The organism is Microcoleus sp. AT8-B5 (genome assembly GCF_036705565.1).
GTDB lineage: Bacteria > Cyanobacteriota > Cyanobacteriia > Cyanobacteriales > Microcoleaceae > Microcoleus.
The window spans coordinates 79352-94662 of the sequence record NZ_JAUBUY010000013.1 but is presented as its reverse complement, the minus strand read 5'-3'; the positions used below and the strand labels follow the sequence as shown (position 1 = coordinate 94662).

10 protein-coding genes are annotated in these 15311 nt (G+C 45.1%); all 10 read right to left on the bottom strand.

Going from position 1 to position 15311, the window contains the following annotated elements:
• Positions 1-238 precede the first annotated feature (238 nt).
• Complete coding sequence (locus QUB39_RS11580) at positions 239-1570, bottom strand: hypothetical protein (RefSeq protein WP_333208902.1); 1332 nt, start codon at positions 1568-1570, stop codon at positions 239-241.
• 6 nt (positions 1571-1576) lie between these two features.
• Positions 1577-2902, bottom strand: coding sequence for a hypothetical protein (locus QUB39_RS11575; RefSeq protein ID WP_333053593.1), 1326 nt, complete (start codon positions 2900-2902; stop codon positions 1577-1579).
• A 13-nt stretch (positions 2903-2915) separates the two neighbouring features.
• Complete coding sequence (locus tag QUB39_RS11570; protein ID WP_333053592.1) at positions 2916-4148, bottom strand: SGNH/GDSL hydrolase family protein; 1233 nt, start codon at positions 4146-4148, stop codon at positions 2916-2918.
• Between the two features lie 4 nt (positions 4149-4152).
• Positions 4153-4317: a DUF5989 family protein gene (locus QUB39_RS11565; RefSeq protein ID WP_190657062.1), complete on the bottom strand. Its 165-nt coding sequence runs from the start codon at positions 4315-4317 to the stop codon at positions 4153-4155.
• Positions 4318-4725, bottom strand: a complete 408-nt coding sequence (locus tag QUB39_RS11560; protein ID WP_333053591.1) for an SxtJ family membrane protein — start codon at positions 4723-4725, stop codon at positions 4318-4320.
• A gap of 124 nt (positions 4726-4849) precedes the next feature.
• Positions 4850-6826: a carbamoyltransferase gene (locus QUB39_RS11555; protein WP_333053590.1), complete on the bottom strand. Its 1977-nt coding sequence runs from the start codon at positions 6824-6826 to the stop codon at positions 4850-4852.
• A 169-nt stretch (positions 6827-6995) separates the two neighbouring features.
• Positions 6996-7481 (bottom strand): hypothetical protein, encoded by a 486-nt coding sequence (locus QUB39_RS11550; protein WP_333208905.1) that lies wholly within the window; start codon positions 7479-7481, stop codon positions 6996-6998.
• Between the two features lie 317 nt (positions 7482-7798).
• Positions 7799-8719 carry an NAD(+) kinase gene (locus tag QUB39_RS11545; protein WP_333053588.1) on the bottom strand — a complete coding sequence of 307 codons (921 nt, stop codon included), beginning with the start codon at positions 8717-8719 and terminating at the stop codon, positions 7799-7801.
• A gap of 627 nt (positions 8720-9346) precedes the next feature.
• A complete protein-coding gene (locus QUB39_RS11540) occupies positions 9347-11017 on the bottom strand; it encodes a hypothetical protein (RefSeq protein WP_333208907.1) in 1671 nt (556 codons plus the stop codon).
• Between the two features lie 84 nt (positions 11018-11101).
• Entirely contained in the window at positions 11102-15211 is a 4110-nt protein-coding gene (cobN, locus tag QUB39_RS11535) for a cobaltochelatase subunit CobN (RefSeq protein ID WP_333208909.1), read from the bottom strand.
• Positions 15212-15311: the final 100 nt, after the last annotated feature.

Genomic DNA, 15311 nt, shown 5'->3' with positions numbered 1-15311 from the left:
TAGGGGCGGGTTCACCAACCATCATCGCCGGAAACAAACAATCTCAAAAACCCGCCCCCACCCAACGATAAATCATCACCTACATTTAGGAATTAAATATAAATATCAGGTTGATGTGAATTATTGGTGAGTGAGTGGGGCGGGTTTTTATATATTGTTGGTTATCATTATATATTGTTGGTGAACCCGCCCCTACGAGTTCGCCAATTGTACAATAACGAATCAACCAGACATAATATCACTTCTTGTTTTTTCTTTCATCTTTCCGCAAAGATTCCAGAATAGAACTGCCCACATAATTGCTAAAAACTACCTCTCCAGCTTGATTGTAGTGGCAGCAGCTATCTACATAAACTGCCTCTTTAGTCTTGTCAAAAACATTGACAGCATTCACTAGATTGATCTTATTTTTTTCCAAATTAGGAAACTTCTTGAAAAGAGCCGGATATCCAATTTGCACAGCTTTAGCATAAGGAGTATCCTTATTAAAAGCAATCTGCTTTTCGGATTCACTAAACACCCTTTTCGTCTGATAATATTGATTAGGCTGAAGAACATGAAAATAAGGCACATTACTAGCAGACAGAACTTTGTGCATAAAAATTGAACTTTTTACCCAATTCTGGGCCATTTGTTCAAAAGCGGCTGAATCCGGTAAAACTGACTTATTAGTATTGATATAAATAACGCTGCCGCCGTCATCTTTTTTTTGTTTAGTCCGTTCTTGTTCAAACTTAATAACATCGGTTTTATAGTTATTAACTAAATTTTGAACGTAAACAGAAGTCAAAGCATCGCACGCAGCTAAAGAGCAGTTTTGCAAACGTTCCAAACCCTGACTAATCCTAGCTTTATTTTCTTGGATTCTGATAGTTGCTTTCATCGCTTTTGTAGAAAGGCTATTATTCGCCAAGCTAGTCAGCGGCAAAATGTGCTGAATACTTGGCATTGTCAAATCGACTTGATTTTTATTGTTTAAGTTAGAAAGTGCTACTTCATTAAAACCATCTATATTGACTACCAGATCCAGTTCTTGCCCTAAAGCCAAAAAATAGTTTAGAATTAATAATTGCTGGGGTTGTTTGTAGCCTCCGGTAGCAAAAGACAAAATTACAAATTCTTTATCTTTCAAACCCGGAAGCTGCTTGAGGTATTGAGGCAAAATTTTGTTTTGAACTTCAAATACTGCATAATTAGAAGCCACAGAACCGCCAAAAACTCCGATAATAAATTGATTTTTCTTGGTTTTTTTCAAAGGGTAATCATAAGGAGAGATAAATCCGTAGTTGTTAACCTTAAAACCAGGGCGAAAATCGGGGCCTGGTTGTTGAATAAATCCAAAAAAAGGATGAAACCTTTCAACAATAGACTGATTCAGCCGCACTCCTTCTAAATTAATTCCTAAATCCGACTTGTTTTGCACCTTTTCTCTAGCATAGAAAAATTGCTTGTGCTTGAGAAAATACCATCCCAAGGAACCGACTTCGAGGAAAACCAGTAAAAGCGCTAAGTTAATCAAAGTTATCTTGAGGAATTCTTGCCCTCTTTTGAGAAATTTTAAATTTTTCATAAACCTCTATTTCGATTCTCTTACTACTTTAATAATAGAACTAGAAACATAGTTTGCCAATAGTTCGTCTCCGACTGAATTATAGTGGCAGCAGGCATCTTTGTAAACCGTTTCTTTGGTATTGTCTAAAATATTCACTGCACTAAAAATATTAACCCCAGCTTTTTGCAAATCATCGACTTTGGACAACAACACCGGATAACCTTTTTTCACTCCTTCAATGTAGGGACTCTCTTTGTTAATCGCGATTTCGTTTTCCTTGGCGGTAAACGCTCGCTGAGTGGGATAATACTGGTTGGGCTGGATAAAGTGAAAATACTTAATTTTTCTACTTGATAAAATTTGATTCATGCCGATCGACGATTCGTACCACATCGATGCCATTTTGTCAAAAGCAGCGGCGTCCTGCAAAACAAAGTCAGCTTTGGGAATGTAGACTATACCGCTATTTGCCGTGTCGGAGTTGGATTGTTTGACTTGTGAATCGTACTTGACAACTGCTTGCTGGTAATTGTTGACTAATTGTTTCACCTGTAGCGAGGTGACAGCGTGACACAAAGCAAGTTGACAAGTTTGCAATTTGTCAATACCTGCTTTTAATTGTTTTTTGTTTTCGTTAATTTGCACGATCGAGCTCATCGCTTCCGGCGACAAGTTGTTGTTGGCTAAACCAGTCAGAGGCTGTATGTGCTGAACGCTGGGCATTCCTATTTCTACTTGGGCTTTGTTGTTTAAATTTGACAGCGCTACTTCGTTAAAACCATCAATATTGATGACTAAATCTAATTCTTGACCCAAAGCCAGAAAGTAATTTAAAATCAATAATTGTTGGGGCTGTTTGTAGCCGCCATTCCCAAAATTTAAAACAATAATTTCCTTGTTGGCAAATTCTGGATAAGTTTTCAATTTGTTAGACAATCTGCGAGTTACGTATTCATCGACTGCAAAATTATTCGCAACTGAACCGCCAAAAACTCCGATGATAACTTGATTTTTATTAGTTTTAATAAACGGATATTCGTAAAGTGAAAAAAAGCCGTGTTTGTTGACTTTTAACTTTAATTTTTCATTGGTGAAAGCACCTTGTTTGAGTACATAGCCAAAAAGTGGGTGCAGTCTTTCTACGATAGATTCATCAAGTCTAATGCCGATCCTTTCAATATCTTCTACTACTTTTTCTTTGGCTTTAGTTCTGGTATAAAAAAACTGTTTTTGGTTGAGAAAATAAAAAGCTAGGGACAAAGCTTCCAGAGAAATAAAGGCGATCGCCAAATTAACCGCGATTATACTTAATATATTTTTGCCTTTTTTCAGCGCCGTTGAATCTTTCATGAAATTTGACTGATTACGGTTGTTTTTTGGGGAATTGAGACTGCTTCAAATTTTCGCACAAATTGCGGTTAATCAGGATACTAGCCAGTCGGTGTCCGAGTTCATTCCAGTGACCCCCACAGGGTACAGAATTATCAAAACCGTGGGCGCAGACTTGATATTTTTCAGTATAACCTTGAAACTGTTCGGATAAATTCAGTACCCGAAAACCCTCGCGCGCGCCCAATTTTTCCAGCCGCCTATCGGGATAAAACAAATCCTGAATGTTGTTCTTTTTCGTAAAATCTTTTCGCATCTTGGCATCCCGTTCAACTTGGATCGGATCGCCGATCGTCACAAGCAAGAACTCAGCATTTTTCTGCACGACTTCATTCCGCATCGTCACTATCAAACCCTCTGTCACCCTCCAAGCCTCTTCCCAAGCTGCATTCTCAGGTTCCTTGAGGTTTTTGGTACTTAAAGTGGTAAAATCCTCAGATAACTCGCGCTTTTTCCTTTCTAAGTCTACTTTTTTAATGACCTGCAAAATGCGCGAATTTTTGACTATCAAACTGGGCATTCGGTCTACGAAGGAAACTGCTCTTTCGTTGCGATCGATCGGCGCCAGATTGCGAAAAGACATATCCGGTACTAGCTTGCCGCTAGCATCGTAAGCAAAAAATGGTCGGTAGCGATCGTATTCTAATTGTGGCGAATTGTTAATTATATCATTCCCAATAAAAAAGGCAAGAATTACAATGTCAGGACTGTAATCCCACACTTTTTCTCGCAGCATTATCAATTCTTGAGCAGTACCGTAGCCCTGCACCCCGAAATTCATTACCTCAACATTTTTGCGTCCCTTAACAGCTTCGCAGTTGCCTAACTTGCGTTCCAATTTTGACCAGAAAGTTTGTTCGACAGGTACGTGAATTGCTTCGGTGAAAGAATCGCCCAAAACCGCAACGCGCAAAGTATTTGGAGGTTTTACTTTTGTATGTTCACGATCGCGCAAACCCTCGCTATTCACCTGCACAAAACTCGCACCTTCCCCATTCCACTCCCCCGACGCACCAGGTTTCAGCTTCCAGCCCAAATTCGGATCGGAAGTGTGAAAACGAGTTGGCGCCGAGTCTACGAAATCTCCTATTTTGGGATAGCCTTCAATCCTGGCTACCCGCAATCCAATTTCACCAATTACCACCCCCATCAATAAACCGCCGAGTGTCAAACCCAAATTGACACCCAAATTTTTCAACTTGCTCATTATTTCAAAACAGCGTGTAAATAAATGGAGCAATCACAGAACCCTGACTCAATACAATCAAAGCTCCCAAAAAAACTAAAGTCACAATGAGCGGCAACAGCCAATACTTTTGACGTTCTTTCATAAACGCCCACAAATCTTTGAGAAAGTCTAAAGTTGCTTCAAACACTTAAAAAGGACGCTCCATACTAACTTTTGTTCTTGCTTTACTTGGGACGCGGTAAGTATCCATTTTAGGATTGAGTTTTCGCCGCATGGCATCTTCGCCGAAAATGTTTTTGATCGCTCCCATCGGCCAAACTATCAGGTAAAAAACTATCCCTAGGACGATCGGCGTTTCGATTTTGTTAAGAATAATTCCAAAGCGCATCCACGCGTGATAAACGGGATTAAGCGATTTCGGCGCCACCAATGCTAGCAGCACCATCACTCCGCAGATTGCCCAAGGCCACCAAGGTAGAGAATGCCGCCGCAGTAAAGGTACTGCTAAACCGAACAGCACTGCAATCAAGCCGCCAATTAGCAGCCCGAAATCGCGCAAGCCTTTTTTGTCGAGTTTTTTAATTTCGTCGCTCATGGGGAAGAAGGAAGAAGGAAGAAGGAAGAAGGAAGAAGGAAGAGGGAAGAAAGAAGAAGGAAGAAGGAAGAATGACAATTGCCAACTAACAACTCACAACTGCCCACTGCCAACTTACTAATAATTAATCTAGTTCAAATTCATTTTTCCAAGCATCATCTTGTTTCCAAGGAATTTGTTCTGACTTGGGAAGCAAGTAATTTTCCAAAACCAGATAGTCCATTTCGGTTCGCATGAAACAGCGGTAAGCATCCTCTGGAGTGCAAACAATGGGTTCGCCTCGGACGTTGAAAGAAGTATTTACCACAATAGAACAGCCCGATCGCTTTTCAAAATGGCTGATTAAGTCATAGTAGCGAGGATTGGTTTCTTTGTGAACAGTTTGAATGCGAGCCGAGTAATCGACGTGGGTGACAGCCGGAATTTCCGATCGCGGAATGTTGAGCTTTTCAATGCCAAACAACTGCTCTTGTTCCGCAGTCATGGGAATGCGGAGACTGGATTTGACAGGTGCTACCAATAGCATATAAGGGCTAGAATGGTCAATCTCGAAATAATCCGCAACTCGTTCGGCTAAGATTGACGGAGCAAAAGGTCGAAAAGATTCCCGATATTTAATTTTCAGGTTCATCACGGACTGCATTTTAGCACTGCGGGGATCGCCAATAATCGATCGACCGCCCAGAGCCCGCGGCCCAAATTCCATCCGCCCCTGGAACCATCCCACCACATTTCCCTGTTCCAAAATTTCCGCCAACTGCGGCATTAATTCGGCATCATCTAATCGATGATAGCTAGCTTTGACAGCATCCAAATATTCGAGAATTTCTGCGTCAGTAAACCTTGGGCCCAAATATGAGCCCCGCATTTGATCGTGACAAGTTAAATGAGCAACCGACTTCGCCACAGTTGCCACCGCTGGGTTGGCAGTGAGAACTTCCGTCCTCTCCTCAACCGCTGCGTTTGTAGTGATAAGTTCAGTTTTGAGGGCTTCTCTACTATTTGCTGTCGAGTTCGCGCTCACAGTGCGAGTTTGTTCGCAATACTGATACCAAATCGCCAAAGCCGCGCCCAAAGCACCGCCAGCATCTCCTGCTGCCGGCTGAATCCAAATATCTTTGAAAATACCTTCCCGCAAGAGTCTGCCGTTAGCAACACAGTTGAGAGCAACGCCGCCGGCCATACAAAGATAATCAACATCCAATTCTTTTTTAACTGTTCTGCACAGTCGCAAAACAACTTCTTCGGTAACAACTTGAATGGAAGCTGCAATGTCCATTTCTCGCTGAGTCAATTTTCCTTCAGCTTGACGCGGCGGCCCTTCAAACAGTTCGTCAAACTTCTTGTTTGTCATGGTTAAGCCAACTGTATAGTTGAAATAATCCATGTTCAAACGAAAAGTTCCGTCATCTTTGAGGTCGATTAAATAGTTGAGAATCTTGTCTACATACTTGGGTTCGCCATAAGGAGCTAAACCCATGAGTTTGTATTCGCCAGAGTTGACTTTGAAGCCTGTGTAATAGGTGAAAGCTGAATAAAGCAAACCCAAGGAGTGGGGAAAATCGATTTCCCACTGAGGTGTAAGTTGGTTCCCATCTCCCAACCAAACTGAGGTTGTTGCCCACTCGCCCACGCCGTCGAGGCACAAAACGGCTGCTTTTTGAAACGGGCTGGGGAAAAATGCGGATGCTGCGTGGGATTGGTGGTGTTCGGTAAATAGCAGAGATGGCAGTTTATTTGTTTTGCAGTTTGCTATTGCTGCCAGATCTCTTTTGAGCATGGTTTTGAGGTAAAGCTTTTCTTTGAGCCATATCGGCATGGCGGCTAGGAAAGAGCGAAAACCTTGGGGTGCGTAGGCTAAATAGGTTTCGAGAAGGCGCTCGAATTTGACTAAAGGTTTGTCGTAAAAGACTATTCGATCGAGCTCCCGCAAATCTATGTTCGCTTCTTTCAAGCAATAAACGATCGCATTCTTAGGGAATCTGGCGTCATGCTTTTTGCGGGAAAATCTTTCTTCCTGCGCTGCTGCTATAATTTCTCCGTCGCGAATTAAGGCTGCGGCGCTGTCGTGATAGTACGCCGAGATTCCAAGTATGTTCATCGCTCTCCTCACAAATCGCAATGCGTTTGCTTTTGACTATTTAGAATAGCTAACGATTATAGCTGCTTCAGTGCTGATTGGGAATTTAATTTTGCGATCGCCTCTAATTTTACCTGGATCGATGTCGGTGGGAAGCCCTCGGACGATCGGCTGTTAGACAGCATTTAAGTTAGCGCCGGCTTATCCTGCGCCCCCAAGCTCTGAAGTAAGTTACCACCGGGAATTGATAAAATTCACCTACCAACCACAGCACAATGCCTAAATGGGACAAAAAAGCTAAGCCTGTCCAAGCTAGGGGCAGCCACGACAACCTGCTGCCGGGAACCGGGGGAAAATAGTAAGCTGAAAGTCCCAGCAAGGTAGTGGGAAGGAAAATTAGACCAATAGCCGCTGCCCAGTAGGGCCATCCGAATTCTACGCCTTCGAGGTGGGCTCCTATCCACTGTTTGCCGTTCCAGTGCCAAGTTACGGGCGGTTGGCGATCGGCCATTTGGAGCGATTGTCTTTCAACGCTTGCGGTATAAATGTGCTGGCAGAAGTTGCAAGCTAGGGCGTCCATCATCGGCATGGTAGAAATTTGACCGGTGCGGCACACGGGACAGGGATATGTATCTTGAGGGTTGAAAGGTCGGGTTGATTTTTTAAAAGTCTGCATGGATCAGGCTGTTTGTCAAGATATTGAGCGATCTTAACAGAGTACAGAAATTGTGCGTTGGGTAAGGTGGGTTTTGCCTGTAAAATAGCATCCTGTAGGGGCGGGTTTTACGAATAATATTTAATGACCGCAAACCATCTATATAAACCCGCCCCCACACTAATAACCCAGATCAACCTTTCTTTCGCTCGAAGCATAAAAATGTAAATTGCGATTTATCGCCTTGTGGGGGCGGGTTTATGAGATTATTGATTTTAGGCAAATATTGTTGGTAAAACCCGCCCTACAGATTAATGATTAATGGTCGATGATTGGGATTAATTGCGGTGATTGTTGCTGTACCGAATTCGGGCTCCTGCCCAGTGAAGTTTTTCCCTCAAAGTGTTGAAATAAGAATAGTTTTCCCGCAAAATGATAAACTTGGCTTCGCAGTCCGCCCTCCGCACGTCTACGCGGTGTCCTGGCCAAATTGCAGTACCTAAAACCCCGTCTGTCCAGAGTTTGGTACTGAGTTCGTAATCTGCTAAAGGCCAAATGCTGACGACTGAACCGGGCGGGAGGACGATCGCCCGACTGGATAAACTCAAAGGGCAAATTGGAGTAACGGCGATCGCCTCCATTCCTGAGTGCATTATCGGCCCGTTGGCAGATGCGGTGTAGCAAGTCGAACCGGTGGGAGTTGCCACAATTAAACCGTCGCCTTGATATTGATCGACTACTTCGCCGTCAACTTCCATTTCTAGAATACAGCTCGGCATTCGATCGGCTGAAGCAGGTTTGACACACATTTCATTTAGTGCCAAAAATCGATCGCTTTGGGGTTCGAGATTGGTTCTGTTTCCCTCAAAAACTGTTGCCTGCAACATCATCCGCGTCTGCACAGCATACCTGTCTTCCGCAAGTCTGTCCCAAATCTCCTCAGTCTTTTGGAAATCCTCAAAAGACTCGGTTAAAAAACCCAGATGTCCCCCCACATTCGCTGCCAAAATCGGGATGCCGTCAGCCGCCAAATTCCGCGCTGCAGCTAGGGCCGTACCGTCGCCCCCCAGAACTACCGCTAAATCAATTGGGGTATTACTAGAAGCTAAAAACACCGGATACGGGTTATCTTTCGGGCCACTGGGCCCCATTAAAACCTGACACCCGCGACTTTCTAATTGGCGGGCACACTGTTCTGCCCACCGCTGGCTGAGGGTATCTCTGGCTTTGTGGGCGATAATTACTTGTTTTAGTTGCACAACCTATCGATTTTAGATTTTAGATTTGGGATTTTAGATTTTTAGATTTTAGACTGAATTGCCGCGACCGGGACGATCGCAGTGCACATCGATTTTAGATTTTAGATTTGAGATTTTAGATGATTAGATTTTAGACTGAATTGCCGCCACCGGGACGATCGCAGTGCACATCGATTTTAGATTTGAGATTTTAGATTTTAGATTTTTAGATTTTAGACTGAATTGCCGCGACCGGGACGATCGCAGTGCACATCGATTTTAGATTTGAGATTTGGGATTTTAGATGATTAGATTTTAGACTGAATTGCCGCCACCGGGACGATCGCACTGTACATCGATTTTAGATTTTAGATTTTAGATTTTAGATGATTAGATTTTAAACTGAATTGCCGCGACCGGGACGATCGCACTGTAGTCTGAAAAATATTATTCCGATGGCACAGGGCATCTCCCGTCGGAGACTCTCCCTCTGGTTTATAGCAATTCCAAAAAGTAATCCAATTTTTTGAAAGATCCAAACCCTTATCTCATCTGTCATTTCCAATACTTTAATCGAAAATCTAAAATCAAAATCTGTCATTTCCAATACTTTAATCGAAAATCTAAAATCTAAAATCTAAAATCGTATTACCCGTCGCTGCGCCTGGATTTGGGCCGTGGCCAGATAATGCTGGAATCGGCCGCGAGTAGGCTAGAAACTGCGCTGGCCCCAAAGCGGTTGAGGTGGCTGGGGTCAACAAAATAGTCATTGCGGCCAGGCCACCGCTGGGACAAGTCGCGGAAAGCGAAGCCTTTTTGCCGCGAGAGTTGCTGCATTCGCTGCCGAAACTGCTGTTCTGCCCGCAGGCGAGTTCCGTCTAGGTAGTCGTCGGTGAGGGGCAAATTGACGAAAATTAGAGGAATTTTGCGAGCTTTGGTAAATGCTACAACTGAATTAAAGGCTGCTGCTTGTTTGCCTCCGAGGTTGAAGTTTTCGTAGTCGCGATCGTATTGGCCTGAAACGTAAGCGCGTTGTCGATAATAAGTGTTGGGATTGTACTTGCCCGACATAGCCATGAATCCGTTGGAGTCGATCGAATCTGCCAATTGGTTGAGTTGTCTGATGGCTACTGTTGTCCGTCGTGAGACTGGAATCAATTGTGCTTTTTGGGTTGCTGCATCTGCTGCGATCGGTTTTAACTCATATTTTGCAGCATTTGAGGCAACGGGCAAGATGGCCGTTCCACTAGAGAGGGATTGGATTGGGGGGAGTAGGGGTTGGGTGTCAGCAACGGGCAAGATGCCCGTTCCACTAGAGAGGGATTTGATTGTGGGGAATAGGGGTTGGGCATCTTGCCCGCCCCTGAAAGGTTGATCTACAGAGGTAAATGCTTTGCGGAAATTGTTGTTAGCGCAGGGCTGCGGGAATCTGTAACACGCCGGAATCACGTTGGGCTCATCGGACGGCAGTTGGGGGCGAATGCCTGCTGCTAAAAGTTGGCTGCCTTCAGAATCGACGATCGAATTAAAAGTGCGATCGTCCCGGCCGCTGTTAAATGCCCGCACGCCGTCTGCCCAGATAATCATTTGAGGCAAATGACCGGGCTTCAAAAGCCGCCGCAGTTGAAAGTCAACTACTTGTGCAGTTGCGCCGTTGACTGAAAAGTTAAATACTTTTAAGCCCCGCCGACCTCTTTGGGCCAAAGATTGTTTTAGCTGTTTGGGATCGACGCCCTGCAATGCGCGGGAACTGCCGACAATCAAAACATCTGGTGGGCCGACTGTGGCAACGTAGGATAGGTAAAGTTCGAGTTGTTCGTTGAGTAAATCGCTGCTGAAGCTGACTCTACTGGCTTGCGATCGGGTGGCGCTAGCTTGCTGCTGGGAATAAACGAGGTTTCTCATGTACTCGATTACTTTTTTCTCCGCAAACGCCCGTCTGGGACTGCCGGGGGGAACCGCTTGCATCCAGGCGACGGCTTGCACCCACAGGGCGGCTACTTCGTCCCAGTCTTGTTTTGAATTGGCTGATTGAGCCAAATTAGAAGCTTGGGTGGCAAAGTTAATTGACTCCGTGAAGGCGTCGTTTTGCGCGCAAGAGGGCAGGCTGAGGGATTTTCTGGTTTTGTTGCGGTTTTGAGCTAACAGAGACGTTGGGGCCTGCGCTAGGACGGCGGATTCGTCGATCGAACCCGATGGCGCTGCGGTGTTGGGCGGCTTCGTTGACGAACATCCCAAAGTTACGGCTAATACAGCCGCTGCGGCGCAGGTACGTTTGAGGATGCTGGTGCTGATGCTAGCAATGTAGCGGCGAATCATAAAGCTTTCAGCGATCGCGAAACATTAATAGATATTACCGCAAGCGGCCATTCCTCGGCAGCCGCGATCGTGACTTTTGAGTATTTATGTATGGGATTCGATGACTGCTTCGGCTTGCAGGGCGATCGACCTCAATTTATCCAATGTATCCTGGTTCGCACTCTCCCACAACCCCCGCTGACGAGCTTCTAGCAATCTTTCCGCCATATCTCGCAGTGCCCAAGGATTGTTTTCTTGAATAAATGTCTGCACTTTCTCATCAAAAATGTAAGCCTCGGCGATTCCTTCATACATAAAATCCTCTACACAATTTGCCGTAGCATCGTAAGCAAACAAAAAATCAACAGTTGCTGCAATTTCAAACGCACCTTTATAACCGTGTCGCATCGCACCTTCTATCCATTTTGGATTCACAGCCCTGCTGCGATAAACCCGTGCAATTTCTTCCCGCAGTTGCCGCACTTTCGGATTCTCAGGAATCGAGTTGTCTCCGAAATAAGTTTCAGGATTTTTGCCTTGCAAATTGCGGATTGCGGCCGTCATTCCCCCTTGAAATTGATAATAATCATCCGAGTCGAGGATGTCGTGTTCGCGGTTGTCTTGGTTTTGCAGAACTATTTGCATTTGGCCGAGGCGTTTTTCAAATGCTTCGGGTGCAGAACATCCCCATTCACCCCCCCTAACCCCCCCTTGTAAAGGGGGGGGACAAGAGTTGGAATTAGCCTCAGAACTTAATTCACCCCCCCTAGCCCCCCCTTGTAAAGGGGGGGGACAAGAGTTGGATTTAGCCCCCCCTTGGTAAGGGGGGGTTGGGGGGGTATTCTCTGGTTGTAAAGGAGAGGAATTAGATTTAGCCCCCCCTTGATAAGGGGGGGTTGGGGGGGTACTTGTATAGGCGTAACTGCTCCAATTAATGTAAGCTTTTGCTAAATCGCTGTCGTCTGTCCAGTTTTGAGCTTCAATTATGCCTTGAAGTCCTGCGCCGTAAGCACCTGGTTTTGAGCCAAACACTCGAAATTGCGATCGCCCTTGCGCCTCTTCCTGACTCAAACCTGTAGATTCCCAATACAAAATCTCTTCCTTAACTTGTGCTGCTAAAGGGTTGTCTTCTGCCGATTCGTCTAAATCTGCCACAGCTTTTACCGCACTATCAAACAAATCAATTAAATTAAAAAAAGCATCGCGGAAAAAGCCAGAAATTCGCAAAGTAACATCAACGCGCGGTCGCCCCAAAACAGAAATCGGCAAGATTTCAAAATCTACAACCCGGCGCGAAGGGCCATCCCAAACAGGTTGAACTCCTATCAATGCTAGGGCTTCTGCGATGTCGTCTCCTCCCGTCCGCATGGTGGATGTTCCCCACACTGACAAACCCAAAGTTTTCGGATATTCGCCGTTTTCTTGGGTGTATCTTTCGATTAAATTTTCAGCAGCAACTCTGCCAACTCTCCAGGCGGTTTCTGTGGGAATGGCGCGGATATCTACGGAGTAAAAATTGCGACCGGTGGGCAATACATCTGGTCTGCCGCGAGTGGGCGCGCCGGATGCGCCGCTTGGTATGTGCCGCCCATCTAGCCCGCGCAAAAGGTTGGTAATTTCTTGGTTTGTTTGGAGGAGGGAAGGTAAAAGATAGTTATTTATCCAGTCTAATTCTTGTTGGGTTGCTTCTCCTATTTGGATATTGTTAACCGCAGATGAACGCGGATTAACGCGGATGTTTTCGATTAAATTATCTACTAATTCAGCGGCTTTTTCTTCTAGTTCTGCTGTTAAATCGCCGGCTGTGCGGTTCTGAATTTTTGATGTCGGATCGGCTGTTAACGGGTCGAAGTCTAGGTCTAAATCCTTAGCTAGGGCGCGGGTTAAGCCCGATCGCCCGTTGGTGGGATGGCGGGCAATCGCAATTATCAAATCTCTCAACTGTCTACCTTCGGGACACTGCCCAAAAATGTGCAATCCGTCGCGAATTTGGGATTCTTTGAGTTCACAAAGATAGCCGTCGGTGCGAGTGATAAATTCTGTAAATTCTGATTTATTTAGTTGTATTCCTAAGTCTTTATCTAAGTTTTCTTTGTTGGTGAGGGCGAGAATGCGATCGCGAATCATGGGCAATCTGGACGGATCTAAACTTTGGGCTTCGCAATACTCATCAATTAAGGTTTCTAACTGCTGCAAAGGCCCGTAGAGTTCGGCGCGAGTCATTGGCGGTGTCAGGTGGTCGATAATCACAGCTTGCGATCGTCTTTTTGCTTGGGAACCTTCCCCCGGATCGTTGACAATGAAGGGATAAAAATTCGGCATCGCGCCTAACGCCACTTCTGGATAACATTTGTTAGACAATGCTATACTTTTACCGGGAAGCCATTCTAAATTGCCGTGTTTTCCAGCATGAATTATAGCATCAATTCCCAATTTTTCTCGCAGCCAGTAATAGTAAGCTAGATAATTGTGGGTAGGTTCTAAGTCGGGGGCGTGATAATTTAACGCGGGGTCAAGTTCGTATCCACGCGATGGTTGAATTCCTACAAATACATTACCGAACTGAATCCCCGGAATCGGAAAAGACGTATTGTTGCTTATAAAATCTTGTGCATAGCTTCCCGGAAGCCCCCATCTTTTACAAATCCCATCTTGCACTTCCTGCGGCAAAGTAGCAAAATATTCTTCATATTCTGCCAAATCCAATGATTGATGAACAGGCCGCAATTCGCGTCCTTCCGGGTCATTTGTCACGCCCGAAGTCAGGAGTTCAATTAACTCGTTGCCGCTAGCGGGGATGTTTTCAATTTGATAGCCAGCTTGCTGCATAGCTTTGAGGATTTCGACACAGCTAGCGGGCGTATCTAAGCCGACGCCGTTGGCTAAGCGGGCGTTGCGAGTGGGGTAATTTGCTAGAATTATGGCGATGCGTCTGTTGGCGGCTGGGGTTTGTTTCATCTTCACCCAATTCGCAGTTAAATCTGCTACAAATGAAATGCGATCGCCTGCAGCGACATAGCCTACTACATCTGTTTCTAATTCGCTGTTCCAAGTCTGTACGGCTTTAAAAGAAACAGCCCTAGTAATGATTTTGCCATCTACTTCTGGCAATGCTACATTCATCGCCACATCGCGGGGCGAAAGTCCCTGAAGTTCCGTTTCCCACTGTTCCAAACCGCCACCGCTGAAGATTGCTTGCAATACAGGAACATCTAAGGATTTTAAGCTGTTTTGTTCCGGTTCTTGACTGCTGAAACCGGAGACTGCAAAACTTGTGGTATTGAGCAATAATTGAATTGGTTCTGATTCTTTTGGTTTAAAATACTCTAGCAATTCTATTTGCAAATCTGGTTCCCGCAGAGAAGACACAAAGACGGGAACTGGGACTAAATTTCGCTCTGCTAGAGCTTGACAGAGTGCATCAATTGGTGCTAGGTTTCCTGATAAATAATGAGCGCGATAAAATAAAATTCCGACCGTAGGGGCGGTGCCCCCGTGCCCGCCCTCGCCGTGCCTTTTAGGGAGTGTTTCCAAACCCGGAGATCCCCCCCAGCCCCCCTTCTTAAGGGGGGAGGAAGAAGTTGTCAAATTCCCCCTTCTTAAGGGGGATTTAGGGGGATCTGAATCTGGTTGTAAAGTTGCAAAACACGCCCCCGCTTCTCCGTCCCAATCATAAATTCCGACGCGGGAAACTGTTTGAGGTAGTGGCGGGTTGTAAGCAGTTTTCAGGCAAGTATCGGCGGCAAATTTTAGTGCATTAACAAAGTTTTGGACTCCGCCTTCTGTGAAATAGCGCCACAGTTGATTGACTGCTGACAGCGATACATTGGAATGGCTGATTAAATCGGGATCGGGACTGTCTTCTCCCGGCATTACAATCAGTGATGCGTTAGTTCTCTGCACCGTTTCCCGGAGAATTTCTAAGCCGTAAGACCAATAAGAACGCCCTCCTAACAGTCTTAAGATTATGACCTCTGCGCGTTCTAAAACTTCTTCGGCATAAGTATCAATTGTTAGTTGTTGCTGCAATTGAAGCAGGTTTACTGCGCGCACTTTGGGAAATTTTGCCGGCATTTTGGATGCAGCGACTGCGAGTGTTTGAATGTCGGTGTCAGCAGCACTAATAAATACTATTGGTGCTGGGGTTTGCTGAATAAAAATTACTCCTTCGGCTTGGGGGTTCCAGCCTCCTGGTGTTGCGGCTATTTTGTGCATTAATTTTTAGTTTATGTTGATAAATAATGAAAGGTGCGATCGCTCTTAGTATAACATGACTTATTTTCAATCCGGTTGTATTAGAATATTTGAACCGCAG